The following is a 25,779-nucleotide window of genomic DNA, read 5'->3' on the forward strand; positions in this document are numbered from 1 at the left end:
CACCACCGCCACTGCTGGAGCGACTGATCGAAGATGCGCAGAAGATCCACCAGCAACGACCGATCTTACAAGAGACGCTCGCTACCGCTACGCAACCGAGGTGTGTGGCCTAACTAAAGACCAATGGGCGTGTGCAAGTATGGCGATAAAGAGAACGATGACCCATAACGGACTCCTGCGATACTCTAGCCACGCAAGCCACTCGAAATACGCTACCATACCTCCAACAAGCACGGATACAAGTGCCAGCAATGGCCACCGACGGACCTCACGCCACTTGACTAGTACACTGGATTGTGGCTTACTCTCCCACCGTCGTGCGACAAGGAAGAAACCAACAAACGACCCTATCCAGACGAACCCTACAACGATGATACCCCACATGCTGACGGAACAACCCTCTTGGAGCGTATTGACGACAATATAGAAGGGTGTCATACACCGGTTCACATACCCTCGGTCGTAGGGGGAGCGAATCGGTCGATACAGAACACACACTGAACAGATGAGAGGGAAATCGTTTGGCTGCTGTGGTACTGTTATGAATGCCCGTGACCCACTTCTTTTATGATTCGGTGATAAGAACCTGACAGTATGGCCTCTACGAGCAGCGACGGGCCAGCAGCTTACGCTGAACAGGTCCGGACGGCTTTACAAGAGCGAGGGTGGGAGTTGGACACGACTCATGTCTCCGATGATGTCTATCTTTTAGGGGGTCCCCATCAACAACACGACGAAATTGCTGTAGTGATTATATCTGCTGGAACAAACGCAGAACTAAGCGATGAACATTTGCGATTAGCTACACAAGCACGCGCGAAATACAACGCTGATACGGCAATGGTCCACTGTCGTGGGTCAGTCCCTAATTCCGTCCGTCGCCAAGCCGAAAACAGTGAAATCAAAGTCCTTGACGACAGACCTGTTGTTGGAACAGAAAAAAGTAATCAAAAGTCGTCAGCGGATCAGGCAAACAAGGCTGATGGCGGAAAAGGTTCCACTCGCTCCAGAAGAGCGATACTCTCCCTGATGCTACTCGCTGGCATCGGTGGCGGTGGCTGGCTTTTTTTGGACGACAACGAAACTCATACCAGCAGTCCAAGTACGACCGCCAATACGCAGCAAGACACTAGCACGGACGAGAGTGGAAACGAGGACGAAACCACTGAAACGGGCGCTACCGAGAGTGACATGTCGTGGATAGAGTGGGTTCCAGCAGTCGAATCTCGGTCTGAGTCTATCATTCGGATAGATGCGCCAGAAGCTCTCAACACTTTCCCAGGACGGTTTGTTGCGGAACTTGACCTAAATACTCGTGATATGAGGCAGATGGGGCTGAACGGAGTCGATACTGTTGACGATTATATAATATTTGTCAGCGATGGCTACCCTAGAGTAGGGATAGTGACTGGAACGTTTACGACGTCAACGATTACTGAGAATCTTGAGTTCAATACGAGTCCGAAAAAATACCACTCATATGATATTTATGCACTGGACCAGTCAGAGATTGCGGTCACTGACGGAGAAGTGATTACTGCAAACGACGCACAATCAGTGATTGACGCGCGAGATGAAAGTATCGAGACCGCTTCCGATCTCGGCGGCAACTTCTCGCCAGTAGTTGAGCGAGTTAGCCCGAACCCAATCGCTGGGGTAATTGCACCTAAAGAGGAATTCGAGACAATAAACGATCTTGCGACCCAGCCGGAACTTGTCGGGGTTAGTGGTTCGGAGAGCGAGTTGAAATCAGCGAATGTACGTATTCTACTCCTATTTGATTCGGTCGAGACTGCCGAGGAGGTTCGTGAAACAGACGACCAGGTGTTGACAGAATTATCCAAAGGTCAGGACGGAGGGGTAGATACTAGTGAGATTGTGCAGACTGGCCGGTTCATCGTCATCAGCTTGCAGACAAACGGACCCGGCGAGCTAGTATAGGATAGCAGACAATATCGAGTAAGAAAGCCCAGCTCGCAAGGAGAAGTCCACCTACCAGTCCGTGTGAAACATACAAAAGCAGGCGTATAATTTGCGAATTCTTTGGTCCAGGAGATGACTTGTGCCCCGACTCAATCCAGTCTGCCATATCTATAGTCACTTGTCAATCGATAATCAAACCATAGAACAAGGTTGTGATAGGAATCGGTCTGTTAGATCAGTCCCCGCTTCTCGATCTGGTTGATTTGCTCAGTCGCGGCATCCGAAGATCACCCGTAATCTGTCGTGGTATCACTGTGTTCATCAACGTGATTAACTGAGAAAAAGTTGGAATTGAACTGTCGCCGTGCGATATTATATCTGTGTCAACGGCAACCACAACAGCTACCGAACAAGGCCAGCAGAGGTCTGCGCGGGACACGCGACTCCGACTCTGGAATGCGCTGATGGCCATCCTACACTTTTGCCAAGCGCTGGCAATGGTCATTCTGTCCGAGCAAGTTCTGTGGCCGATCACGCGCACGAGATACGGGTTCAACGAACAAACCGAGACCATCTTCCCGGAGACAGTCTCCTTTATCGATCTGAATCTCCCACTGCTTGTGGCAGCCTTCCTGTTTATTTCCGCGTTTGCACACACCGCTATTGCGACTGTATTGTACGAGCGCTATGTCGAATATCTCGATAGGGGAATGAATCCCTATCGCTGGTACGAATACGCCGTGAGCGCCTCGCTGATGATCGTGGTCATTGGTATGTTGGCCGGAATCTGGGACCTTGGGACGCTGGTGGGACTGTTCGGACTTGTTGCAGTGATGAACTTGAGCGGACTCATGATGGAACGGCGCAACGAGTTGACCGATGAAACAGACTGGACGCCATACTGGGTCGGTGTCGTCGCGGGTATCATTCCTTGGATTATAATCGGGATAACGTTCATTGGCACAGTAACAGCCAGCGGCGGTGAGTTCCCTGAGTTTGTCATCTACATCTACGTCTCGATTTTCATTTTTTTCAACCTGTTCGCAATCAACATGGCCCTGCAATATCAGGAGATATCACGATGGAAAAACTACCTGTTCGGGGAGAAAACATACGTTATCTTGAGTCTCGTGGCCAAGTCCCTCCTCGCATGGCAGGTATATCTCGGAACGCTCAACTCTCCGGTCTGAGGTGCGTCTCCTCTATCAGGTTTCCACTGGACCCCGTGTTGAGGTGGGGAGGATCTGGGTAGTAGTCCACTCGTCTGGACTGTCGACACCGGTGTCAGGCACAGCCCAGACGCAGTCGCTCCCAAATATAGCATTCGTGACAAGAGTTCTCAAACCGTGGGTATGCTACTTCCCGGATTGCAACACGGCCGGATATTTGATCACGAGATCACTTCGATCTCTGTCGATCTGGGCTGGAGCGACCTGGCGACAGCCCAAAAGTACATTCGCATCTCCGGAAAACCACAGCAACCGCTCTCTGGCAGGTCCACCACCGGTGAAGTTGGTCTAATGTCTATCGCGTTTCATCGTGCGCGCTGAATGTACGGCCCATCTTCCACGGATGAATCTGATGGATGCCAGACCTGATGATACGCCAGCTGTTGGATATAGAGGATAGATTCGGTACGGTGGCTCCGTTTGTTTCACACTGACACCGGAGAACGACTCGCTCACTGCACGTGCTTATGAGTCTTTTACCTGAAAGGTAGGCGAGAAGGCCCCGTCCTCAAGGAGCCGCCGAAGGCGGCGAGTAGGACGGGGATGAATCGCCGTATTTCATGTAAACAATTAAGGTTCTGACGGTGTGTAATCGGGGTACGGCGATGGAATACACACACCGCTACCGCGCCTATCCGAACCGCGAGGTCGCGGCAGAACTCACCCGGCACATCAACATCCATCGTCAAGCCTACAACTACACCCGCTACGAATACACGAATCTTCCAGACGACACTGACACTATCGGCAGTGCCTACAAACACCACAAACGGCTCAAACCGTGGAAAGACGAGTTCCCGGTGTTCGGTGAGGTTCACTCGAAAGCCCTCCAGAAAACAGTCACACGGTTCTACGACAACCTCAGCAACCTCAAAGACAAGAAAGACGCCGGGTACAACGTCGGATGGTTGAAATGGAAACCGCCACGAGAGTTCCGCAGTATGACCTATTCGCAGTCTGGCTTCGAACTCAAAAACACGAGTGGCCAGACCGCAACACTGTGGCTCTCCAAGATCGGAGACATGCCACTCACGTACCACCGTGACATACCCGAAGAAGCTGTGATTAAAGAAGTCACAGTCAAACACGAATCCACCGGAGAATGGTATGTGTCGTTCGCACTTGACGTAGACGATGAACACCTGCCTGAGAAACCGCCGGTCGAAACACTCAACGCCGAAGATTGCGTGGGTGTTGACCTCGGCATCCGCAACTATATCCATACGAGCAACGGGATTTCCGTCGGGAAACTGGACGTAGAAGCCGAGTATGAACGGTTGCGGAAAGCCCAGCGAACGCTATCACGACGAGAGCATGGTAGTGAGAACTGGGAGACACAACGCCAACGGGTTGCATCCATCAAGCGCCGTCTCCGCCGGAAAACACTCGACTTCCAGCACAAACTCACGACGTGGCTGGTCACGGAATACGATGCCGTGTTCGTGGAAGATCTGGACGTGAAGCGGATGCTGGAAGGCAGCCAGAGCGCCAAGAACAAGCAGGATGCGGCGTGGCGACAATTCATCCAATTGTTGGAGTATAAAGCCGACCTGCATGGGTGTCACGTCCGGCAGGTCAAACCAGAGAACACGACGAAGATGTGTAGCGAGTGCGGCGTGAAAACGGACAAGCCACTGTGGGTCCGGGAGCATAGCTGTCCGTCGTGTGGCTTTGAGTTGGACCGTGATTGGAACGCCGCACTCAACGTGTTAGAACGTGGTTTGAAGCAGTTAGGGCTGGGACAGTCCGAAGTACAACGCCTGTTGGAGACTGGAGCCACTGTGGATGACGACCAAGCGTGGTCGGTGTCTGCAAGCACCGTCGTTGAAACAGGAAGTCCGACGCGAGAGCAAGGAAGCCCCGACCTCAAGGAAGCGGCAACAGTAGCCGCTGAGTAGGTCGGGGTAGTTCACTCCTATCCCTCATATTGCGTCGAAAACTCACGGCCATTACAATTCGTGTTGTCTAACCCATAGAGACGGAATTCGACGTCCTCGAACGGAATTCCCCAAACACCAAAGTCTGGTGGGAACTCTGCATTCGCCGCTAAACTCGCGTATGCCTGTTCCATCGAGTCTTCTTCGATCTCGTAGATTTTGCCTGTTATGACCACACTCCGCCAGACTGTGTCGTCGTCACTGTCCTGCTCGTAGACGGTCAAACAGACATTGGAATTAGAATTAATTGCCTCATCTTTCCGGCTATTATATCCACCACCCCATTGCATCGGGAATACCATCTGTTCAGAATCATAGCCGAACGAAATTGGGATGGCATATGGTTGGTTCCCATCAATCATTGCAAGGACACCAATACCTTTCCGAACAAGTATCTCGTCGATTTCATCTTGGTTGAGGCGACGCATCTCTTCCTTCCTACGACTTGGCCGTCGGTAGTAAATGCTGTGCTACTTCCGTTTTAACTAATTTAACACATACTTCGTGACTGTGTCGTGACTGCTGACGTGCTTTAATGTCGGCACAATTGATAATTTTGGCCACGTGCACGCGGTGGACCTCCGAGCGGACGGGAAGTAGCAATTTCGAGCTTCGCGGAACCCTCGAGTCCGCTCACCGGTGGGAGCGTCAGGTGTGCGGTTTCTCGGTGCGCGGACATCACAGATTGTGTGCGATGTAGCGGTCGATCTCGTCGACCCAGTCTGGATCAAACGTCCAGAAGCCATCCCAGAGTCTGGCGTCGGTTTCGAGTGCAACCAGTGCGGCTGCCTGATCTGCGTGTGCTTCTGGTGGCGAGTGGACCACGAACCAAGCGTCTGTAAACTCGTCCGTATAGCCGCCGTGCGTGATGAGGCCCATGTCTTCCGACGGTATCCAGTCCGGGACGCCGTAGACGTGGGTCTGTACATCTGATGGCCCCAGCGTTTCATAGACGGATCGAGTGCCGCTCTCGTCGTTGAGACGTGAGAGGTGCTGGAACGAGGCCCGGTGTCGCCCAGCGTCAGTCTGCCAGGCCAGGCGTTCGATATACCGCGAGATGACGATCAGGAGGAGCTTCTCGTTGTTGGATTCGGGATAGCCCTGCAGTCGAAACGGGATCTCATCGAGGCCGGCGAGGACGTCAGGGAGTTCGAACGTGTCGAGCGTCTCTGTCCCGGTTTTATACAGATCGGAGTTGACCAGGAGAATCGTCCGTTCGAGTTGCGAGAGCGGTGACGACGCCACAATCTCGCCGCTGTCGTCGTCGACCAACACGACGGTATCGGCGTCAGTGTCCGGGAGCATCGCGTCGGTGACGTCAACGCTCTGATCTTGGAACGTCTCTTCGAGTATCGTCTGCAACTGCCGTGGCGCGTCGCGGTTGACGACGAGGAGTGTGCGTGACGGCGCATCTAGCTCTGTAAAAAATCGCTCCAGCGACATCGGATCTGATTCAGGTATACATACCCATTCTGGCCGTCCATATAGTGCTAGCGACTGGGCGACGGTTCGATATCGCACAGTGTTTCATTGTTTGCTTGTACGCAGTGTGTCTCCCCCCACTGTCACGTGGGTCGAGAATCGGAGTGGTTAGCGTCCCCGTAGGACGGGTGGTATGGTCTCTGATCGAGCTATGTACTCGGTTCGTTCTGATCGAAATCGCCGTGCATGACAGTTCGAGTGTTCGGCGGAGCCGTCGACTGTGTGGTCGGAGACAGCACGGATTGCAGATGGGTGAGGAAAGGGGCCTTGGTCACGGGAGCACCTACGGACGTTCGGTGTTGGTGGATAGATACTGGTTCTGTGATGGTTGGCGGTGTCGTCCCGTGACATGAACCGCTAGAGGGAGGTATGATGAAAGCATACGGTGTGTTCTCACAACCTGGGAATCGAACCAATTATAATACATGTTCCCTGACTGGATTCGACTGCTGTCCTTTGCCAGGTCATGGAGTCGGTTGCCACCCAACCGACTTGACTGTGACGTACCCCTCGTGTTTCGAGAGCTGCTGGACCAGCGGTCCTTCGTGTACGCCGCTCCCACTTTCCCGACGGCTGATCGGTGGGCGAGGACATCCAGTCTCGTGGTCGTCTTCCTCGCTGTGAGTAACCCCCGATTTCGGTGTTTTCGGGCGGTTCAGGAACTATCGCCGGATTTCATATTTGGTTTCGAGTCCACGAGTAATGGAGGCATCGGGTCTGAACACCGAGTATGACCGTGTGGGAACGCCGAGTGTGACTGTGTGTCGGGCCTGCAAACGCTCGTGAAATGTGGGGGTCCGCATCGGGCGGCGTACATGGCGGTCTCGTCGCTAGCAGCACGCCGGGACGCAGCCGCTGGGCTATAGTATCCGGTAGAATTTTTTACTCGGAGAGTGTTGCAGTAGGTAGTGGATCACCTCGACGATATCTCTGTCGAAGAACTGCAAAGAGTTCTCGACGATGTAGAGGGAAAGAAGCCGACACAACGGCTCTTGGCGGCAATCGCGTACAAGAATGGTGTCACGCAAACCGAGCTAGCCGGGTGGTACGACGTCGAGCGACGCACAATCTATAGCTGGCTCAAGCGACTCGACACCGACGAGTCGCTTGAGCAGGCTGTATCTGATGATAAACGAACTGGGAGAAAGCGTAAGCTCTCAGAATTACAGCAAGAAAAATTCGAAGAAACAGTTCACGATCCACCCGAAGAAGTCGGGATCGACGCGCCGGCGTGGTCGCCGGCGGTCGCCCAGGAATATCTTCAGGAAACGTACAATGTCGAATACTCAATCCCGAGTTGTCGGCGGTTGTTGAAAGAAGCGGGATTGAGTTATCAGAAACCACGCCGTTCAGCCGCCGAGGCCGACGAAGGCGAGCAAGAAGAATTCCACGACGAACTCAAAAAAAGCAGCGGGAAATGGACGCCACCGTAGTCTGTATCGATCAGACGAAGAAATCCGTGCAGGTTGAGCCGCGTGCCGCGTGGTTTCCGCGCGGCACGCGGCCGTCTGTCGAACTGTCTGGCCAACGCGACTGGACATGTCTACTGGGCGCGATCACCGAGAACGGTGATCGCTTTTTCTCCCGATTTGAAGAGCACGTCACCGCCTATCACGCAAAATACATCATTATTATGTTATACAAAGAATTTATGGATAATCTGGTCGTGGTACTAGATGGAGCACTGTATTTCCAGGCGTCGGCCGTCACGTACCTGGCGGTCCGTGACGACTTTCTGTTTGTGACGTTACCGGTGCATTTACCGGAACTGAATCCAGTCACAGAGTGCTAGGGACAGCTTCAAGACGCTCTAAGCAACCGATTTTCGATTTACTCAATGAGCTAACGATAGCGATCGATACTGCTCTTGCCTATCTTTCGATTTCAAAAGTGAGTAACTACTTCTAATGACTATTCTAGTATTGCCTGCCTGTATTGCTCATTGAATTCTACCAATTTCTGGTGAAGTACTCGCCTGTCTATCTTACCTCACGTCGTCGAGTTGAGTATATTTGAGTACGATATCGCGTTTCGAATTTGTAATACCGTCCGAGTCGGGTACCGATTCGGTTTGGTTAACCTATATTAGAATAGTAAACATTTGGGTGCTGAATGTATTTGAAAACTGTCAATTTTGCCGACAACCATTCCGGAACTTACAGAGACTCGACTAGCCCGAAAGGGGTGTTCTGGACTGGTCTAACAGATGTATCTGTGTTATAATAGAGGGCGGTCCACCGATTGAATCCGTGGGCTGGCGGGGAACTCGTCGGACGGTTCCGTTGCCTCCGTGCGTTCGGTGGAAACAAGACGTGGCCCGTAATCGTTCCTTCCGGAGTCTCGGTCCAACGGTCACAAATCACTGATATCCTCTCGTGAAGCTACTCTGGCCCTGCGAGGTCGGAGAACAGCGCTTCTTCCCGATCCGCGAGTTCATGTGCAAGGTCGTTGTCTTCGCAAGGCGGCGCTGTCTAGTTAGTGAGTTTGAGAAAGTGAGGAGTCCTTGTCGCTGGTGTCCATACCGCTCCAAGCACTTCTCAGTGAGAGCTTAGACGCTGAATCTAATGATGTTTGGGAACACGAGCGGACGGCGACGCCCGTTAGGGCCTTCGCCGTCCGCCTGCATTCTGCTGGGTTGTCGCTCCGCGAAACAGCCGCAATCTTAGACCTGCTGGGCGTAGATCGCTCGCACCAAGCGATCTGGCAGTGGACGCATCGGCTCGCCGACAGCGGTAGCGACCCGCCGACGGCGTCGCCGTCGCGGGTCGCGGTTGAAGAGACCGCTGTCCAGATCAACGGTGAGTGGTGCTGGGTGTATGCGGTGATCGACCTCGAAACCATGCTACTGCTAGATATCGAGGTGTTCAGCCGCCATAGTACCGATCCGGCAGCTGCGTTTCTGCATCGGCTCACCGAGAAACACGATCTCGATGAGACACGGTTTCTCGTCGATGGCTACGGGTACTCGACTGCCCTCGCTCGATTAGGATTGAGCGGTTGGCGTGACTATACTGACCGAAACCACATTGAACGATGGTTTCAGACCTTCAAAGTCCGGACCGACCACTTTCATACGAGTTGGATGGGCAGTCGGCAGGCCGTCAGAGAATGGTGTCGCCAGTTTATTACAACCGCCACCGGCCGCATCAAGCCTTAGACGGACGAATGCCAGCAGAGCTTATCTAGACAGTGCCGCTCATAATAGTTTTTGCGTGTATTTTCATGGCGTCAAGAACCCCTGTCGACTGTGTTGATCGTCTCCGTCGGCAAGTCTCGAATAGGACTACCATTACATAACTAATACTGTAATCCTATGGCCGAACGTCTCCATCGACGAGTCGCGAACGTGAATTTCTATAACAAAGATACAACTGTTATTTCAGAGTAGCCCCGTGTTACACGTCGGTTGGGACGCGTTATACGCTCTGCCGTAGTTGTGTACTGTAACTGTCGCTCGACTGCGGGCGATCGATGCGGAAATGATTGACAGCAGTCGGTCGCAGTGCCGGTTCTCGATACGTGCTTGGGCCTGAACGAAGTTCGTGCATGATCTTAGCTCCGATCCACGTATCGTGAATGCAGGTTCGCTGAGTCATCCGATGGGGCGTTCATATTTATGGCCAATTATGGACAATAGTTGGGTTTTGTGAGGAACAAATTGTAGTTCTGTCCGTTAATCTGTATTCTATCCCCGATTCAACCCTGGAACGGACTAGTCTCGTTCAGTATGTGTATACTGGAACATACTATAACTGGTATCGTAGGATAGTTTGTTTACATATCGTAGAGCATGTCTCAGTTCTCTGCTATCCGAATTGAGGTAACTGTTCACGTATGCCGTCAATTATATATCCCCCCTAGCTTTGTCATGATATATGATACCAAATCCATCGTCCCGGCAGGTGCAGTCAGTTCGCACGTCATTCCGGATCATCCAGTTGATTCAGGACTTCGGTGGTGCGAGCCTGAACGAGGTCGCAGACCAACTGGACCTCGCGAAGAGTACGGTTCACAATTATCTTGGGACACTCGAAGCGATGGGATACGTTGTGGAACAGGACGAGACCTATCGGCTTGGGCTCCGATTTCTCACTCACGGCATGGCGGCGAAAAATAGTCTTCGTGTCTCAGAGGTCGTCCAGCAGTCACTCTCGACGCTCTCTCAAGATATCTCACAACCCGCCTGGTGGATCGCTGAGGAGTTCGGTCGCGGAATCTTCCTCGCGAAGTCCGTCCCGGAAGACGGCGCGGAAAGCTACGGGAGCGTCGGAAAGCGATCATACCTCCACACGCACGCGCCCGGAAAAGCGATTCTGGCACGGCTTCCTCGGGAGGAGGTCCAGAAAATTGTCGACTATCACGGCTTGCCGAAGCACACGACAGAGACGATGACGGACGAGGCGACTCTTATGCGGGAACTGGAGACAGTTCGGGACCAGGGATTCGCAGTCAGCGAGGGGGAGGCGGCACTGGCCGTTCGATCGGTCGGCGTAGCCTTTGAGGATCCCCAAGGCCGACGCCATGGAATCGGCGTGTTCGGATACACTCACGATTTCGACGGCGAAAATCGGGATGAAAACATACCATCGCGGTTGAACGAGGTTGTCGAGGACATTGGGAGCTCACTCAGCAAGGAGAATCGGTAGAATGGTCGACAATGCACCGCCGGAGGAGTTCCGGACGATACGAGACACGGTGGCACGGAAAGCGGCACAGAACGGTGACAAGACGTTTCTTAATTACCGGAACCGGACGATATCGTATCGTGAACTCAACCAGTATGCCAACGCGATAGCCAATGAATTCCGCGCCCGGGGCGTGGAACCCGACGATCACGTCTGTCTGTTCATGTACAACTCACCGGAATACGTGTTCGCTGTCTTCGCACTAGCGAAGATAGGTGCCGTGTCCGTTCCCATCGACACCCGTTTTACGGACGAGACGCTGCAGTACGTTCTCACGCACTCGGACGCGGAGACGATCTGTTTCGACGCGAGTACTCGGCCGGAATACGAGATGGTGCGATCAGACGTGCCGAACATCTCGACCGAGTACCTTCTGGACGAACACGCGGACGGACACGACTATCGAAACTTCGAGCAACTCCTCGCGGGGAACCGAAACGCCCCACCGGAGAGTACCGTTTCCCAGTCGGACCCACTGACGGTAATATACGTCCAACGAACCGCCGCTGAACGGCCCAAAGGAGTTGTCATACCGCACTTTGCGTACATTAATACGGGCTGGGAGGCGGCGAGGAACCTCTTCGAGTTCTCAGCGGACGACCGCATTTTCACTACGCTCCCGCTTTACAGCAGTTTTACGTTCCAAATTGGCGTTATGGGTGCGCTGCTCGCGGACGCCGTGTTTGTGCTCGAAGAGCAGTTCGATCCGTCTCGGTTCTGGTCGCAGATTTCTGACTACGACGCCACCGTGTTTCTCTATCTCAGTAGGATGCTCTCGGTCCTCCAGAACCAGGACGTAACGTCCGACGAGACCGACAACCCAGCGGAGCTGGCGATTGGTCACAGCTTCGGGTTCGCGACCGATAAGGAGCTGTTCCACAACTTCGAGGACCGATTCGGCGTCACCGTCCTGGAAGGGTATGGCGTTACGCCGGCAACGATTGCTACGTACAACCACCCAGGTAACCGGCAACTCGGTAGTGTCGGCACGGAAGCGTCGTACGTGGATCTGGAAATCGTCGACGGTGACGACTGGCCGGTCTCGTTGGGAGAAACTGGTGAGATCGTCGTGCGACCGACGCGACCACACACGATGATGAAAGAATACTACGAAAACCCGACTGCGACGCGTGAAGCGTTCCGGAACCAGTGGCTCCATACTGGCGGAATCGGATACAAGGACGAAGAAGGGTATCTCTATTTCATCGCCAACAGGGACAACTCGATTTACCGCGGTCGGGTCGATGGACGCATCTCCTCGCTGGAAATCGAGAGCGTGATCGATGCACACCCGGGCGTACACCAGTCAACGGTAGTCGGCGTCCGGAACGAACAGGGCAACGAAAAGATCAAAGCACTCGTCGTCCCGAAGGACGAAGCCGACATCACGCCCGTCAATATCTGCAGGCACTGCGAACAGCAGCTTCCGTATCTCAAAGTTCCCCGCTACATCGAACTCCGTGAGGACTTACCGCGGAGCCCGTCCGGAAAAATCCGAAAGCGGGACCTGAAAGCCGAGGGAACGGCCGACGCGTGGGATCGCAAGAGCGGCTACGAACTTAGCCGCTGACGCCACGAACGGATAGTCCGCCGGTTACGAATGACTGTCACTCCGCTGTTTCGCCATTGGCGCTACAGACAAGGACCGGACGCTTCGTGTTCAGAATGACGGCCTGTGTGACGCTCCCGAATACCGCTTTGCCGGCCGGCGACCGCTTGCGACCGGCAAGAACGATGCGGTCCGCGTCGTGGCGGTCGGCTGCTCGGATGATCGCGTCGCTTGCCTCACCACTGGTCCCTTCGAGTTCGACCTCAACTCCAGCTTCTTCGAGAATATCCCGTGCTTGTCTGACCGACTTCACCTGCTCAACCGTCCCGCCTTGCGGGTTTTCGCCGAAATCGTGCAGGAGAATCGCCTTGATCGCGTCGTCTGCGCCTGGTATCCCAGCGACTGTCCGGGCCTGTGCCACTGCGCGATCAACGTTCGTGTCAATACCGATTACGGCTGTGAACATGGGACAAACGTGAAGGGTCACGTATATTAGAGTGTCGGTCACCCCTGTCCGACCCGAAACCAGCCACCCACCAAAACATATAAGTAATTCGTGACCATTTCGCTGATTTGTGTTATCTAATGACAGAGAAGAGTGTGGCTTCTGACTCGGAGCGATTCGGTCGACGAACAGTGCTAAAAGGAGCGGGAGCGGCGACGACGATGGCGCTCGCGGGTTGTCTCGGCGGTGGCGGCGGCAACGGTGACGCCGTATCGGTTCCTGGTATCTACGACATGAGCGGTGCGACGTCGGACGTCGGAAAACCGACCGCGATCGGGTCCCGTGACGCGATCAAGTGGATCAACGAGAACGACGAACTCGACACGGAGATCGACCACGAGTGGCAGGACTACTCCTACGAGGTCCCACAGGCGAAAAGCGCGTACGACGAGTACACGGGCGGCAACAAACCGCCAGCCATCATCGGCTGGGGAACCTCCGACACGGAGGCCCTGGCACCTTCCGTCGCGCGAGATAAGATCGCGTACATTTCGGCTTCGTACTCGGCGAAATTGGTGACTGAGGAGAGCCCGTTCAACTTCTTCGGGAACCTCGACTACACGAGCCAGGCACGGACACTGCTCAAATGGATTTCGGAGAACGATCCCGACGCGAAGGTCGGCTTTATTTTCTCGAACACTGCGTTCGGGAAATCGCCCGTCGAGGGCGGTCGCCAGTACGCGGAGTCCCTCGGATTGGACTTAGCAGACAACATCAACCTCTCACTCACCGCGAACTCGGCCCAGTCTCAGTTGCGGAAGGCAAAAAACCGGGACATCGATTACCTCATTCACCAGAACACGGCGGCACCGATGCAGGTGTTGCTGTCCGACAAACAGGACATCTATCCCGAACTCAACGTGATGGGGCTGACCTACACAGTCGACGAACTCCGTGCGCAGGAGTCGCCGGAATTGTTCGAGGGCGTCCGCTACGCGAGCGGGTTCAAGGTGTTCAACGAGGTCATAAACAGTGATGCGGCGGGCAAACAGATTATTGAAGACTCCTTCGAGCGTGAAGGTCGGTCGATGGACGATCCTTCGGTGGCCAACCTCAATTATGTCCGCGGCGTCATCCACGCGCTAATGGCACTCAAGGGCCTCCAGAACGCACAGGAGGTCGGCAACATGAGTTCTGGTCCGGACTTCCGTCAGGGGATGTTCCAGATCAACGACTGGAACGTCCGCGGTCTCGCCGAACCGTTCACCTATGCGGAGGACGACCGCCGTCCGACTATGAATGGCCGGGTTTATCAGGTCCAAGACGGGGCCTTCGAGTACGACACGACAATCGAACTGCCGCGCAAGGACGAATGGATCGGACTCTGACATGAGCAGGGACGACACCACGGCACAACACCCGGTCGTCGAACTCGACAACGTCGAAATCGTCTACGATCGACACTTCCTCGCGGTACAGGGTGTGTCGATGGAGGCCCAGAAAGGCGATATCGTCGCGCTGATGGGGCCCAACGGTGCTGGCAAGAGCACCATCCTGAAGATGATTTCGGGGATCGGGCTGACCGAACGTGGGGAAGTCACCCGCGGATCGGTTCGGTACCAGGGCGAGGACACGACCAACGCCGACACCAACACGATGGTCGACAAAGGCGTGACTCACATCCTGGAGGGTCGCCGGACGTTCGAGGACCTCACGGTCGAGGAGAACCTTCGCTGTGGCCTGTATCGCGGTGGGCGTCGGCTGTCCTACAGCGAGGAGGATTACGAACTCGCCTTCGAGTACTTCCCGCAACTAGAGGACATCCTCGACCTCAAGGCGGGCTACACCAGCGGTGGCGAACAGCAGATGCTCGTCATCGCTCGCGCCCTGATCCACCGGCCGGAGCTGCTGTTGCTCGACGAGCCGTCGCTCGGACTGGCACCGAAACTGGTCCAGGATATCTTCGAGACCCTCACCGAGATCAACCGGGAAGAGGATATCACGATGATCATCGCCGACCAGAACGCAAAGCGCACGCTGGAGATCGCCGACTATGGGTACGTCCTCGAAAACGGTCAGGTGGAACTGCAAGACCCCGCGGAGACGCTGAAAGACCGCGAGGAGATCAAGGAGTTCTACCTCGGCACCAGTCGCGAGGAAGGTCGGTACACGGACATCAAACACTACAAGATACGCAAACGATGGACCTGATTCGAGAGTATGAGTAGCGATACGACTAGCACAACTGAACCGAACCCTGCCCTCCGAGACGGACCGAAGGTCCCGCCTGAACAGTCCGTCCTCGGCTGCAAGGACGTGACCAAGACGTTCGGCGCAGTGACGGCTGTCGACGACGTTTCGGTGGGCATTGACGAGGGTGAATGGATATCTATCGTCGGCCCCAACGGTGCGGGGAAGACGACCCTGTTGAACATTCTGAACGGGTTCTACGATCCTGACCCGGGCGGGCAGGTTTACCTCAACGGCGAGGACGTGACGAGCCTGAAATCGTTCAAGCGCGCCCGACGCGGGTTGGGGCGGACGTTCCAGGGACTGGAACTGTTCGAGAGCGAGGACGTCCTCGAAAACGTCATGACCGTCAGGGCAGTCAAAGACCACCCGAACCTGCTCGAAGCGCTGGCATTCTACGGTCCCGGACGCAAAACCGAGGCCCAGAACATGCAGCGCGTCGAGGAGGTCCTCGACTACCTCGAACTCTGGGAGTACCGCCACAGCGAAATCGCGGGACTCCCGCTGGGGATTCGGCGGCGCGTCGACCTCGCCCGGTCGCTGGTGCTCGAACCTGACGTCCTACTGCTCGACGAGGCGATGAGCGGCCTGACCTTCGACGAGAAGTACGATATGATCCGATTCATCACGGACCTCCACGAGCAGGAGAATCTCACGCTCGTGATGATCGAACACGACCTCGAAGTCGTGACCGACGTTTCGGATCGGATGCTCGTCCTACAGAAAGGCGGGATTATCGCCCGCGGACCGCCTGGAGACGTCGTCGAGGATCCGGAAGTCCGACGCGTGTACACGGGGGTCGACTAATCCATGACTGCGAACGAAAGCGAAATCGACACCGAAATCGAGACGGAGAACCTATCGATAGACCGAGTGATCTCCGCACCCGGGGGCGATCAGGTCGATATCGTCGAGGACCGATCGCTGCCCGAAATCCTCCTCGACCACGTCCAGGAACACGGAACTGACGTCGCACTGCGCTGGAAGCGGTACGGCGTCTGGCAGGAGTTTACCTGGGAGGAGTACTACGACCGGGTGAAGTGGTTTGCGCTCGGACTCGACGAACTGGGCTTCGGTGCCGACGATGTCCTCTTTACTATCGGGTACAACCGGCCACACCAGCTGTGGTCCTGGATGGGTGCCCAGTCGCTGGGCGGCATCGCCGCCCCGAACTACGAGGAGATGTTGCCGGAGGACATCGGCAAACAACTCGACCTCATCGAGCCGAAAGTCGCCTACGCAGAAGACCAGGAGATGGTCGACAAACTCCTCAAGGTGACCGACATGTGCGAGTCCCTCGAAACCATCATCTACCGCGATGAGCGGGGGATGTTCCGGTACGGCGACGAGGAAGGCGTCGACATCGTCTCTTACGAGGAGATCGAGTCTCGGGGTCGCGAGCGGCTGGAAACCGGCGACGTGTCTGAGGACTACCTCACTGACCGCATCGGCGAGATCGACCCACAGACCCCAGCGATGCTGTCGCCGACCAGCGGGACGACCGGGATGCCCAAGCGAGTGCAGCTTAGCCACTTTAATTTCCTCAACCTCGCGAAGGCGGCGATCGAGATCGATCCGCTGCCCAAGGAGTCGGACTACTTCTCATATCTCCCGATGGCGTGGGTCGGCGAGCAGATGATCCTGATCGCCGCCGCATTCGTCGGCGGTTGGACGGCGAACTTCCCGGAGGAGTCCGAAACCGAACAGGAGGACCTCCGGGAAATCGGCCCGGAGATCATCTTCTCCTCACCCCACTCCTACGAAGGATGGGTCGCCGACATCAAGGCCAAAATCGAGAACACGACCAGGCTGAAAGGCTGGGTATACGACAAGGCCATGAGCATCGGCGAGAAGTACGCCGAGTACATCAGCGGCGACAAAAGCGACGAGGAGCCACCGCTGTCGCTGCGGGCGAAACACTGGCTGTCCTACTGGATCGCCTACCGGCCGATCCTCGACAAGATCGGTCTCAAACGCGCGAAGAACGTCTACACCGGCGGTGGGCCGCTCGGTGAAGACCACTTCCAGTACTACCACGCGCTCGGCGTCCCGTTGAAACAGATCTGGGGGCAGTCGGAAGTGTGTGGCTTCGTGACGATGCACCGCGACGGGGACATTGACGTCGACACGGTCGGCGAAGTGTTCCCGAACGTCGAGGTCGGAATCACGACCAGCGGCGAACTCCTCGTCCGCGGGCCGGTCGTCACGAGCGGATACTACAACCAACCCGAGAAGACGGAGAGTGCCCTCGAAGACGGATGGCTTCACACCGACGACTTCGGCGCACTCACCGAGGAGGGGCACGTCAAGGTGTTCGACCGGATGGACGACGTGCTCGAACTCGCTGACGGCACGCCGATCGCGCCGATCAGCGTCGAGACGAAACTGAAGTTCAACCCCTACATCAAGGAGGTGCTCGTCGTCGGCGACGGGCGCGACGCGCTCTCGGCGATCGTCAACATTCGGTTCGACAACGTCGCAGAGTGGGCGGACCAGCGTGACATCCAGTATACGGGCTACAGCGACCTAACCCAGAAACCCGAGGTGCTGGAGCTCATCCGGGGCGTCATCGAGGACACGAACGAGCGCCTCGACGACGTCGATATCACGAGCTTCGTCAACCTCTTCAAGGAGTTCGACGCCGACGACGGCGAACTCACGCGGACCGGCAAGATCCGCCGCGAGGTCGTCACGGACCGATACGAGCAACTCCTCGACGGTATCTTCGCCGAACAGGAGACAGTGGAAATGGAGCTTACGATCACCTACCAGAACGGCAGAGAGTCACAGGAGCGCGGCGAAATGCGCGTCATAGACATCGACGAACCGGTTACGGAGGCCATCGAAGGAGGGAAGATGGATGGTTGACGCCAGCACGTTCCTCAGCATCTCGATCGCCGGGATCGGACTCGGCGCGCTCTACGCGCTGGTCGCGATGGGCTTTTCGCTCATCTACAAGGTCACTGGCGTGCTCAACTTCGCCCAGGGGCAACTGGCGCTGCTCGGTGCCTACGGCGTCGTGATCTTCGCGACGCCCGCGGTGCTGGGGTTGAACCTCCCGGCAGTCGTCGCCGTCCTCCTCACGATCGTGGTCGGCCTGCTCCTGGGAATCATCCTGGAGCGAGTCGTCTTCCGCCACTTCATCGGAGAGCCGGTGTTGTCGGTCATCATCGTGACGCTGGCGCTGGGCGGCATCATCAGCGGCTTCCTGCGCTTTCTGGTGGGGCCGAACTTCATGTCGTACCCGGACGCACTCAAGCCAGGCTGGAGCATCGACCTCCCGCTCGGCGCGTCGATCGGCGCGTCGTTCACGCTGGGCGTCGTCCTGTCGCTGGTGGTCGTCGTCTCGCTGATGCTGTTCTTCCGGTACACCGTCACCGGGTCCATCCTGCGAGCGGCGGCGGCCGACGAACAGGCCGCGATGGTGCTCGGCGTGTCCATCGAGCGAACCATCATCATCGCGTGGGCACTGTCGATCGCCATTACATCCATCGGGGGCATCCTGCTCGCCATGGCCAGCGGTGGTGCGGGCTTTACCATCGAGGCGGTTGGCATCATCATCTTCGCTGCGGTCGTCTTCGGCGGCTTGGACAGTATCCCTGGCGCCTTCCTGGGCGCACTCGTCGTCGGACTCCTCCAGGAGTACGGGTCGTTCTACGCGACCGGCGTCATCGGCCCGGGAGCCGGGGAAATCATCCCCATGGTGTTCCTGCTGGTGGTCATTCTCATCAAACCACGCGGCCTGTTTGGCACGGAACGCATCGAGAGGATCTAACAATGCATACGAGACATTACGTTTCGACGGACGCACAGCGGTTGAACGACCACGGTACACAAGGAGGACGCCATGCCCTGCGGTGAGTACTTCACCAGCTACGGGAGCCGGATGGGGCTGTTCCGCTGGCGCACTCAGCGCATTGCACTGGTGCTCGGCCTTCCCATTCCGTTTCTTGCGCCGCTCGCCGTGCAGGGCGGGTTGCTATCGACGATCACGCAGATATACATCTTCGCCATTGCGGTCCTCGGACTGAACGTCATCTTGGGCTACGCCGGCGAGATCGTCCTCGCACAGGGAGCGTTCATGGCTATCGGAGCCTACGCGACGAGTCAGATACTCGCCGACGGCCTCTTTGGCGTCCAGATCGGTCTGTTGCCGGCCATCATGGTCGGTGGCGTCTTCGCGGCGTTCGTCGCGATAATGTTCGGAATCCCGTCGTTCCGCGTGAAAGGGTTCTACATCGCCATCTCCACGCTGGCGCTCCAGTTCATCTCCGAGTGGTTCTTCAACAACGGACAACTGGAGTGGATCCACGGCGGCACCCAACAGACCATACCGTTCGAAGTCGGCCTCGTCGGCCAGTGGTTCACCATCACCGGCACCGACATGGAGTTGTACTTCATCTCGCTCGTGTTGATGTTGCTGTTCGCGCTGATCTCGCTCAACTTGAGCCGGAGCGGGATGGGTAAGGTGTTCCGAGCGATCCACGACAACGATCTGGCGGCCGGGGTCCTCGGCATCAACGTCTTCCGGAACAAGCTGCTGGCGTTCGCCATCGGTGGCTTCATGATCGGCGTTTCCGGCGGACTGTTCGGCTACTACATCGGCTTTATCAGCCCCGACTACTTCACGCTCGATCTGACGCTCCAGCATTACGTGATGTTGCTGTTCGGCGGTCTCGGTCGTGTCTGGGGCGCGCTCCTCGGCGTCGGCATTGTGACCATTATCCAGGAGTTCCTGCGTGGCTTCCTGCAGTCGGTAGCGGCAAACGCTACGTCGCTCGAACCGGTCTTCTTTGGCGTCATCATCATCGTGGTGCTGGCCGTCGAGCCGAAAGGCGTCTTGGCTGCACTTGGACAGCTCAAAGACTATCTGCGGAAGTGGCCCTTCGCGTACTGACACGCGTCGGTTTTCTGATTGAAACGGTCGGCGAACGCAGACGGGAGTGACACACTTCAGAAATCAGTCGCTCTCTGTATCGGTCGAGAGTCGCTCGACGTTCTCGCGGAGCTGCGTCGCAATGGTCAGCAACTCCTCGGCGATGTCGTCGATGTCGGCGGAGTCCGTGCGAACCTTTGTCGCCTGATCGCGCGCCTCTTCGGTGAGCGAGACGACGGACTCGACGTGTTTCGCCTGCTGGTCGTTGGCTTCGGCAATCTCCTCGATGCCGTGTGCAGTCTCGTTGATTTGCTCGGCAGTTTCCCGGAACGAGGTCATTGCATCGGTGATCTTCTCGCTTGTCGCTTCGAGTTCGTCTTCGGTCTCCTCGACCGCCGTAACGGTCGTCGCGGTCTGGTCTTGCAACCGGGTTATCTGATCGGTTATCTCCTCGGTGTGGCTCCGGGTCTCCTCGGCGAGATCCTTGACTTCGTCAGCGACGACGGCAAAGCCCTCGCCGGCCTCGCCGGCTCGGGCCGCCTCGATCGAGGCGTTCAGCGCGAGGATGTTCGTCTGGTCGGCGATGTCCGCGATGACATCGATCACCGCTTCGACGTCGTCCATCCGGTTGGCCAGTTCGTCGACCGTCGCCACGAGGTCCTGTGTCTGGTCGACGACCGACTCCGTCGCCGAGTGGGCCTGCTGACTCGCGTCCCGTCCCTCGGAGACCGACGAGGTCGCCTGATCGGCGGCCTGTGAAATCTCGTCGGTCTTGGCCGCGACCTCCTCCATCTGGGCGCTGAAGCTGTGGAGTTCGTCGGTCACATCTTCGAGCTTCTCGGCCTGTTCGGTTGCGTTCGACCGGATGGTTTCGGCGGTCTCCGCGGCGGCTTCGGTCTTTTCCTCCTGCTGGATCGCCAGGTCGCCCAGTTCCGCAGCGACCCGCTCCTGGGTTTCGTTGAGTGCTCGTTCCTTGTCTCTGAGTTCGGTCACGTCCTCGAACCCTGCAATGCCACCCATGAGATCGTCGTCGCCGTCGTACAACGGGGCAACCGAGACGACGACGTCGCGGTGTTCGTCGTCGTGCGTGAGTATCTGGACCTCGCGGTCGTTTATGGGCTCCTCCTCGGCCAGTGCGACGTCCAGAAACGTCGTCTGCGTGTCGTGTGTCTCGTCGGTTCGCATCAGCTCGTACAGTTCCAACTCGGCTGCTTCCTCCTGGGGAAGCCCGATCAGTTCCTCCATCGCCTCGTTCATGAGAAGCTGTTGTCCGTCGGCGTCGATGACGTAGATCGGGTTCGGCATGTGTCGCAACGCTTCCGCCCATACGTCGTCGTCTCGCCCCGCTAGATTCTGGTACGTGCTCATATACCAAACGGTCACAATCCTTCCCCTTTACAGTTCTGCTGCAGGCGACGGACGAAAGCCCGGCGACCGGGTCACCGATCCTGATTTGCGACCGCCGACCGGAACCGGTCACGTTCGACGATGCGCAGGGCGACCTCGGCGGTTCCGATCTCCCGGTCACCGTCGTCGGTCGCGACCCGCCCGTCGTAGGTGATCGTCGGTCCGTCGACGGCAGTCACCTCCGTGGTCACCTGAAGTTCGGTTCCGACGGCTGCTGGCCCGGTGTGGTCCACGGTCGCGCGCTGCCCGACGACGCCAGTTTCGGCCGGTATCTCGCCGTTGAGCGACTCTCGGCCAGTAAACTCCACGCGCGAGAGCAGATGTCCCGTGCCGAGTACGGACACGGTCTCCTCGGCCGTCGCGTCGGCCGCCGCCGGCCGCCCTGGCGGCATCTCCTGCTCGCCGAAAGCAGTCGTGGTGTGCGCTTGCGCGACTCGAAACGTCGACGTACCCGTCGTCCCGACGAGACGGTCGGGAGCCCGGATAGTCCCGCTCATACGCGATTGGCGTACGGTGGCGACTTAAGATTTCCCGCGCGCTCGTAGGAAACAACGAGAGGTTTTATGTGCTAAGTTGTCGTGTTTGCTGACGATGTACGATTCCGAGACGTTAGACGCCGTTCAACAGCAGGTGGAACGTGCGACTGACTTCGAGTTCTACGACTCCCGGCTGGCCGACGTCGACCCGTCGGCCATCGACTCGTGGGACGACTTTCGCGACCTCCCGTTCACGACGACCGAAGCACTGGAAGACGACTTCGAGGCGGAGCCCCCGACCGGATCGCTGTACGACGAGGCGTCGATGGTGACGTTCTCGCCGATGGGCGAGGGGCTGGCTCCGGTCTTCGACACCCGATCGGACATCGAACACCAGGCGTCTGTCAATGCCGACGTCCTCGAGCGCGCCGGCATCGAACCGGGCGACCGGGTCGTCAACACGTTCGGCTATCAGCTGTTCGGAACTGGCTACGTCATCCACCGCGCCCTCGAGGCGCTTGGTGCGGAAGTGTTCCCACTCGGACCGGGCGACTCCGAGCAGGCTGCCGGCATCATCACTGAGTACGACGTCGACGCGCTCATCGGGAATCCGAGCTTCGCACTCAAAATCGGCGATGCCGGCGGTCGGGTCGACACGTTCGTCGGTGCAGGAGAACCCTTCACGTCAGTCCCCGGCCGCCGTGAAGCGGTCAAGGACGCACTCGACGCCTCGACGGCCACCGACTACTTCGGAACCCGACACATCATGCCCGTCGCCGCCGAGACCGACACCGAAGACGGCCTCCACGTCGTCGACGACTACGCCGTCGTCGAAATCGTCGACCCCGACTCCGGCGAGGTGCTTCCGGAGGGCGAGCGGGGTGAAGTCGTCGTCACCCACGTCCAGAAGGAGGGGCTACCGCTGATCCGCTACCGGACGGGCGACTTGGCGGAACTGGAACAGCGGGGCGACGAGGTCGTTTTACCCGACGGCGTCATCGGTCGGACAGACGAACGACTCAAAATTAAGGGCGTGAAGGTCTATCCCGAGAGCATCGAGACGGTGCTGGCGGCCTTCGACGGTCTGACCGGCGAGTACCGGATCGAAGTCGAGCAGGACGGGTCGACCGACTCCCTGACCGTCGTCTGCGAGGGGGCAGCCGACGCGGACGAACTGGCGAGCGAACTCAGCGAGCGACTCCTCATCTCCCCGGACGCGGTCGAACTCGTCGAGGAACTCGACGCGGACGGAATCGTCGACAACCGCTACTAGAGTTCACCGAGGAACCGGCGAGCGGTTCGGAAGAAGATATCGCGCTGGGTTTCAGTCGAGAGGTCCCGTTCGAGCAGGTGGGCACGTTCCCTGTCGTAGGGATACGGGATGTTCGGGTAGTCGGAGCCGTACATGATGCGGTCCGACAGCGCCGTCAGTTCGTCGTCGGCGATCACACTGGGGTCGAAGTCCATGTACGTCTCCGCGACCGCTGACATGGCGAAGGTCGTGTCCAAAAATACGTTCTCACGGTCCCGCGCCAGGTCCATGAACGCCTCGTGCTCGTAGGTGCCCATGTGTGCGCCACAGGCACGGATCTCCGGGTAGGAGTCGACGAACGACCGAAACCGTTCGATACCGACGGCGGGGTCGTCCCGGAACATCGGCGCAGTGCCGGCATGAAAGAGCACGGGACAGTCCCACTCGGCGGCGACCTCATAGGCCGGGTCGAGGTGCGGGTCGTCGGCACCGAACCCCTGGACCGGGAGCTGGAACTTCAGGCCCCGTGCACCCTGCTCGAACGCCGACTCGACGATCCCGCCAACATCCTCGTCGGCGGCGTGGACCGTCGCGAACGGGACCACCATCTCCGAGTCGGCAGTCGTCTCACAGATCCACTCGTTCAACTCCGCCGCGACACCTGGGCGATGTGCGTACGGGAGCGCGAAACACCGTTCGACGCCGGCCCGCTCTAGGGCCGCCGTCATCGAATCGAGGTCCGTTGGGTGGTCGAACGACCAGCCCGCGGCGTCGGACAACGACTCGCGTATCGCCGTCATGAGACGGTCGGGCATCAGGTGCGTGTGGGCGTCGATGACGCCGCTGACGGGGAATCCTTCACTCATTTGCCATTTTGTAGACGCCCGTTCCGGTCGCACACACTTCGTCGCCGGATTCGACTTCGACGTGGGCGACGCCGATCTGTTGTCCCTGCCGTTCGATCGTCGCAGTCGCGTACAGCGGTTGTTTGCCCGCCGGTTGCAGGTAGTTCACGCGGAGGTCGATCGTCGGCGTGTACTCCCCGCAACGGCCGGCGAACACCGCGGCTCCCGTCAGGTCCACGAGCGAACTGATCACACCGCCGTGGAGGACTTCCAGGTCCGGGTTGCCGACGAGCGAATCGTCGAACGGGAGTTTCGTTTCCGCCCGTCGGGGTGTAACGACCACGATTTCGATGCCGTGTCGCTGGTGGAACGGGATCACGTCGTACAATTCTCGAACTACGTCAATCCTGTCGTCATTCTGGTCTGTCATCTGTGAACCGGCCGGAGTCGCCTCCGGCAATGAGATAGTTTCGCTTGGTACTGCTCGATTAAATATTTCCGGATGACAGCTGCGGTCGGCCGCATCACGCTCGGAGAGCGGATAGCAAGTCTTGGAGGCCTGCAGACCGTCACGCGTCTCGGTTGGTCGCTTCGCTAGCGCGTTCCAGAATACGTTCCGCTCGCTTGATGAGCGGTGCGTCTATCATTTCCCCGTCGACCTCGTAGACGCCGGATTCGGTCTGCTCGTCGGCAGCGAGGACACGCTCAGCCCACTCGATGTCGCTCTGATCGGGGGTGAAAGCATCGTTGATGATCGACACCTGATCGGGATGGATCGCCATCTTTCCGTCGTAGCCGAGTTCAATAGCGAATTCCGTCTCCTCACGGAGCCCGTCAGCATCGCCGAAGTCGGTGTAAACGGTGTCGATAGCGTCGACATCGGCTGCACTGGCTGCAAGCACTACGCGCTCACGCGCGTACAGAACCTCCGTTCCCTCGCTGGTACGGGTCGCACCGATATCCGCGGTCAGATCCTCGGCACCGAACAACAGCGCGTCGGTCCCCGGCGCCGCGGCGATCTCGTCGGCCCGGAGGACGCCACTCGCGGACTCGATAAGTGCCTGCACTGGGAGGTCAGCATCCTCTTCCGCCAGCAGGCGCGTCAGTCTGGTTACGTCGTTGGCCGATTCGGTCTTGGGAAGCATCACGCTGTCCGGGTGTGTTCCAGACAGTACCGTCGTGAGGTCGGTGCTGGCCCCGTATTCGATTGGATTGACGCGAACACAAATTCGACCGTCGGCCTTGACATCGTCGAGTACATTCTGTACAGCCTTACGAGCGGTCTGTTTGTTGCTTGGAACGACCGCGTCTTCGAGATCAAAGACGACTACGTCAGCTTCGCTCCGAACTGCCTTACGCATGATTTCGGGCTGGTCTCCCGGTGCGAACAAGATACTACGACGACCCATACACTGAACCAGCC

Annotated in this window: 20 protein-coding genes and 2 pseudogenes; 14 read left to right on the forward strand and 8 right to left on the reverse strand. The window is 57.5% G+C overall.

What is annotated here, in order from left to right; translation table 11 throughout:
• The first annotated feature begins 594 nt into the window (after positions 1 to 594).
• The 3 genes from E2481_RS17350 (at position 595) to E2481_RS17360 (ending at position 5,050) form a co-directional block, all read left to right on the forward strand.
• Positions 595 to 1,941 carry a hypothetical protein gene (locus tag E2481_RS17350; protein WP_136718428.1) on the forward strand — a complete coding sequence of 449 codons (1,347 nt, stop codon included), beginning with the start codon at positions 595 to 597 and terminating at the stop codon, positions 1,939 to 1,941.
• Positions 1,942 to 2,303: 362 nt separating this feature from the next.
• Positions 2,304 to 3,113 (forward strand): heliorhodopsin HeR, encoded by an 810-nt coding sequence (heR, locus tag E2481_RS17355; RefSeq protein ID WP_256867915.1) that lies wholly within the window; start codon positions 2,304 to 2,306, stop codon positions 3,111 to 3,113.
• Positions 3,114 to 3,757: 644 nt separating this feature from the next.
• Positions 3,758 to 5,050: an RNA-guided endonuclease InsQ/TnpB family protein gene (locus E2481_RS17360; RefSeq protein ID WP_136718430.1), complete on the forward strand. Its 1,293-nt coding sequence runs from the start codon at positions 3,758 to 3,760 to the stop codon at positions 5,048 to 5,050.
• A 17-nt stretch (positions 5,051 to 5,067) separates the two neighbouring features.
• Here the strand turns inward: E2481_RS17360 and E2481_RS17365 are convergent, their stop codons facing one another.
• Positions 5,068 to 5,517, reverse strand: a complete 450-nt coding sequence (locus tag E2481_RS17365; protein WP_136718431.1) for a pyridoxamine 5'-phosphate oxidase family protein — start codon at positions 5,515 to 5,517, stop codon at positions 5,068 to 5,070.
• 250 nt (positions 5,518 to 5,767) lie between these two features.
• On the reverse strand, positions 5,768 to 6,532 hold the full coding sequence (locus E2481_RS17370; protein WP_136718432.1) for a histidine kinase: 765 nt from the start codon (positions 6,530 to 6,532) through the stop codon (positions 5,768 to 5,770).
• 947 nt (positions 6,533 to 7,479) lie between these two features.
• On the opposite strand from E2481_RS17370, the pseudogene E2481_RS17375 reads away from it, so the two are divergent.
• The 4 genes and pseudogenes from E2481_RS17375 (at position 7,480) to E2481_RS17390 (ending at position 12,826) form a co-directional block, all read left to right on the forward strand.
• Positions 7,480 to 8,479: pseudogene (locus E2481_RS17375) on the forward strand (IS630 family transposase).
• Between the two features lie 610 nt (positions 8,480 to 9,089).
• Positions 9,090 to 9,757, forward strand: a pseudogene (locus E2481_RS17380) (IS6 family transposase).
• Positions 9,758 to 10,446: 689 nt separating this feature from the next.
• Positions 10,447 to 11,217: an IclR family transcriptional regulator gene (locus E2481_RS17385; RefSeq protein ID WP_136718433.1), complete on the forward strand. Its 771-nt coding sequence runs from the start codon at positions 10,447 to 10,449 to the stop codon at positions 11,215 to 11,217.
• A 1-nt stretch (position 11,218) separates the two neighbouring features.
• The gene (locus tag E2481_RS17390) at positions 11,219 to 12,826 is read left to right on the forward strand and encodes an AMP-binding protein (RefSeq protein ID WP_136718434.1); all 1,608 of its coding nucleotides are present in this window, start codon (positions 11,219 to 11,221) and stop codon (positions 12,824 to 12,826) included.
• A 37-nt stretch (positions 12,827 to 12,863) separates the two neighbouring features.
• Here E2481_RS17390 and E2481_RS17395 read toward each other — a convergent pair whose 3' ends face one another.
• Entirely contained in the window at positions 12,864 to 13,271 is a 408-nt protein-coding gene (locus E2481_RS17395; protein WP_136718435.1) for a universal stress protein, read from the reverse strand.
• Positions 13,272 to 13,441: 170 nt separating this feature from the next.
• Between E2481_RS17395 and E2481_RS17400 the strand changes: the two genes are divergently transcribed.
• From E2481_RS17400 to E2481_RS17425, 6 genes are all read left to right on the forward strand, one after another.
• Complete coding sequence (locus tag E2481_RS17400) at positions 13,442 to 14,638, forward strand: ABC transporter substrate-binding protein (protein ID WP_169302485.1); 1,197 nt, start codon at positions 13,442 to 13,444, stop codon at positions 14,636 to 14,638.
• Position 14,639: 1 nt separating this feature from the next.
• Positions 14,640 to 15,461 (forward strand): ABC transporter ATP-binding protein, encoded by an 822-nt coding sequence (locus tag E2481_RS17405; protein ID WP_136718437.1) that lies wholly within the window; start codon positions 14,640 to 14,642, stop codon positions 15,459 to 15,461.
• Between the two features lie 9 nt (positions 15,462 to 15,470).
• Positions 15,471 to 16,307, forward strand: coding sequence for an ABC transporter ATP-binding protein (locus tag E2481_RS17410; RefSeq protein ID WP_136718438.1), 837 nt, complete (start codon positions 15,471 to 15,473; stop codon positions 16,305 to 16,307).
• A 3-nt stretch (positions 16,308 to 16,310) separates the two neighbouring features.
• Positions 16,311 to 18,368: an AMP-binding protein gene (locus tag E2481_RS17415; protein ID WP_136718439.1), complete on the forward strand. Its 2,058-nt coding sequence runs from the start codon at positions 16,311 to 16,313 to the stop codon at positions 18,366 to 18,368.
• Positions 18,361 to 19,275 carry a branched-chain amino acid ABC transporter permease gene (locus tag E2481_RS17420; RefSeq protein ID WP_136718440.1) on the forward strand — a complete coding sequence of 305 codons (915 nt, stop codon included), beginning with the start codon at positions 18,361 to 18,363 and terminating at the stop codon, positions 19,273 to 19,275. The genes E2481_RS17415 and E2481_RS17420 overlap by 8 nt, the downstream gene beginning before the upstream one ends.
• A gap of 72 nt (positions 19,276 to 19,347) precedes the next feature.
• The gene (locus tag E2481_RS17425; RefSeq protein WP_136718441.1) at positions 19,348 to 20,397 is read left to right on the forward strand and encodes a branched-chain amino acid ABC transporter permease; all 1,050 of its coding nucleotides are present in this window, start codon (positions 19,348 to 19,350) and stop codon (positions 20,395 to 20,397) included.
• A 63-nt stretch (positions 20,398 to 20,460) separates the two neighbouring features.
• Here E2481_RS17425 and E2481_RS17430 read toward each other — a convergent pair whose 3' ends face one another.
• Together E2481_RS17430 and E2481_RS17435 are read right to left on the reverse strand one after the other, a co-directional pair.
• Positions 20,461 to 21,744 (reverse strand): methyl-accepting chemotaxis protein, encoded by a 1,284-nt coding sequence (locus E2481_RS17430; RefSeq protein WP_169302486.1) that lies wholly within the window; start codon positions 21,742 to 21,744, stop codon positions 20,461 to 20,463.
• 71 nt (positions 21,745 to 21,815) lie between these two features.
• Positions 21,816 to 22,280: a thioesterase family protein gene (locus tag E2481_RS17435; protein ID WP_136718442.1), complete on the reverse strand. Its 465-nt coding sequence runs from the start codon at positions 22,278 to 22,280 to the stop codon at positions 21,816 to 21,818.
• Positions 22,281 to 22,374: 94 nt separating this feature from the next.
• Here E2481_RS17435 and E2481_RS17440 point away from each other — a divergent pair, with 94 nt between their 5' ends.
• A complete protein-coding gene (locus tag E2481_RS17440; RefSeq protein ID WP_136718443.1) occupies positions 22,375 to 23,532 on the forward strand; it encodes a phenylacetate--CoA ligase family protein in 1,158 nt (385 codons plus the stop codon).
• On the opposite strand, the gene E2481_RS17445 is transcribed toward E2481_RS17440, so the two are convergent.
• From E2481_RS17445 to E2481_RS17455, 3 genes are all read right to left on the reverse strand, one after another.
• Positions 23,529 to 24,377 carry an amidohydrolase family protein gene (locus tag E2481_RS17445; protein ID WP_136718444.1) on the reverse strand — a complete coding sequence of 283 codons (849 nt, stop codon included), beginning with the start codon at positions 24,375 to 24,377 and terminating at the stop codon, positions 23,529 to 23,531. The genes E2481_RS17440 and E2481_RS17445 overlap by 4 nt on opposite strands.
• Entirely contained in the window at positions 24,370 to 24,786 is a 417-nt protein-coding gene (locus E2481_RS17450; protein WP_136718445.1) for a PaaI family thioesterase, read from the reverse strand. The genes E2481_RS17445 and E2481_RS17450 overlap by 8 nt, the downstream gene beginning before the upstream one ends.
• A 139-nt stretch (positions 24,787 to 24,925) precedes the next feature.
• On the reverse strand, positions 24,926 to 25,765 hold the full coding sequence (locus E2481_RS17455; protein ID WP_136718446.1) for an HpcH/HpaI aldolase/citrate lyase family protein: 840 nt from the start codon (positions 25,763 to 25,765) through the stop codon (positions 24,926 to 24,928).
• Between the last annotated feature and the right edge of the window lie 14 nt (positions 25,766 to 25,779).

Source organism: Halorientalis salina, assembly GCF_005049285.1.
Lineage (GTDB): Archaea > Halobacteriota > Halobacteria > Halobacteriales > Haloarculaceae > Halorientalis > Halorientalis salina.

Bases quoted from the DNA above. Each gene is read 5' to 3' on its own strand.
- E2481_RS17445 (WP_136718444.1), bottom strand. From the start codon at position 24,377: ATGAGTGAAGGATTCCCCGTCAGCGGCGTCATCGACGCCCACACGCAC.
- E2481_RS17390 (WP_136718434.1), top strand. From the start codon at position 11,219: ATGGTCGACAATGCACCGCCGGAGGAGTTCCGGACGATACGAGACACG.
- E2481_RS17430 (WP_169302486.1), bottom strand. From the start codon at position 21,744: ATGAGCACGTACCAGAATCTAGCGGGGCGAGACGACGACGTATGGGCG.
- E2481_RS17425 (WP_136718441.1), top strand. From the start codon at position 19,348: ATGCCCTGCGGTGAGTACTTCACCAGCTACGGGAGCCGGATGGGGCTG.
- E2481_RS17360 (WP_136718430.1), top strand. From the start codon at position 3,758: ATGGAATACACACACCGCTACCGCGCCTATCCGAACCGCGAGGTCGCG.
- E2481_RS17385 (WP_136718433.1), top strand. From the start codon at position 10,447: ATGATACCAAATCCATCGTCCCGGCAGGTGCAGTCAGTTCGCACGTCA.
- E2481_RS17365 (WP_136718431.1), bottom strand. From the start codon at position 5,517: ATGCGTCGCCTCAACCAAGATGAAATCGACGAGATACTTGTTCGGAAA.
- E2481_RS17410 (WP_136718438.1), top strand. From the start codon at position 15,471: ATGAGTAGCGATACGACTAGCACAACTGAACCGAACCCTGCCCTCCGA.
- E2481_RS17405 (WP_136718437.1), top strand. From the start codon at position 14,640: ATGAGCAGGGACGACACCACGGCACAACACCCGGTCGTCGAACTCGAC.
- E2481_RS17450 (WP_136718445.1), bottom strand. From the start codon at position 24,786: ATGACAGACCAGAATGACGACAGGATTGACGTAGTTCGAGAATTGTAC.
- E2481_RS17370 (WP_136718432.1), bottom strand. From the start codon at position 6,532: ATGTCGCTGGAGCGATTTTTTACAGAGCTAGATGCGCCGTCACGCACA.
- E2481_RS17455 (WP_136718446.1), bottom strand. From the start codon at position 25,765: ATGGGTCGTCGTAGTATCTTGTTCGCACCGGGAGACCAGCCCGAAATC.
- E2481_RS17420 (WP_136718440.1), top strand. From the start codon at position 18,361: ATGGTTGACGCCAGCACGTTCCTCAGCATCTCGATCGCCGGGATCGGA.
- E2481_RS17395 (WP_136718435.1), bottom strand. From the start codon at position 13,271: ATGTTCACAGCCGTAATCGGTATTGACACGAACGTTGATCGCGCAGTG.
- E2481_RS17435 (WP_136718442.1), bottom strand. From the start codon at position 22,280: ATGAGCGGGACTATCCGGGCTCCCGACCGTCTCGTCGGGACGACGGGT.
- E2481_RS17350 (WP_136718428.1), top strand. From the start codon at position 595: ATGGCCTCTACGAGCAGCGACGGGCCAGCAGCTTACGCTGAACAGGTC.
- E2481_RS17415 (WP_136718439.1), top strand. From the start codon at position 16,311: ATGACTGCGAACGAAAGCGAAATCGACACCGAAATCGAGACGGAGAAC.
- E2481_RS17440 (WP_136718443.1), top strand. From the start codon at position 22,375: ATGTACGATTCCGAGACGTTAGACGCCGTTCAACAGCAGGTGGAACGT.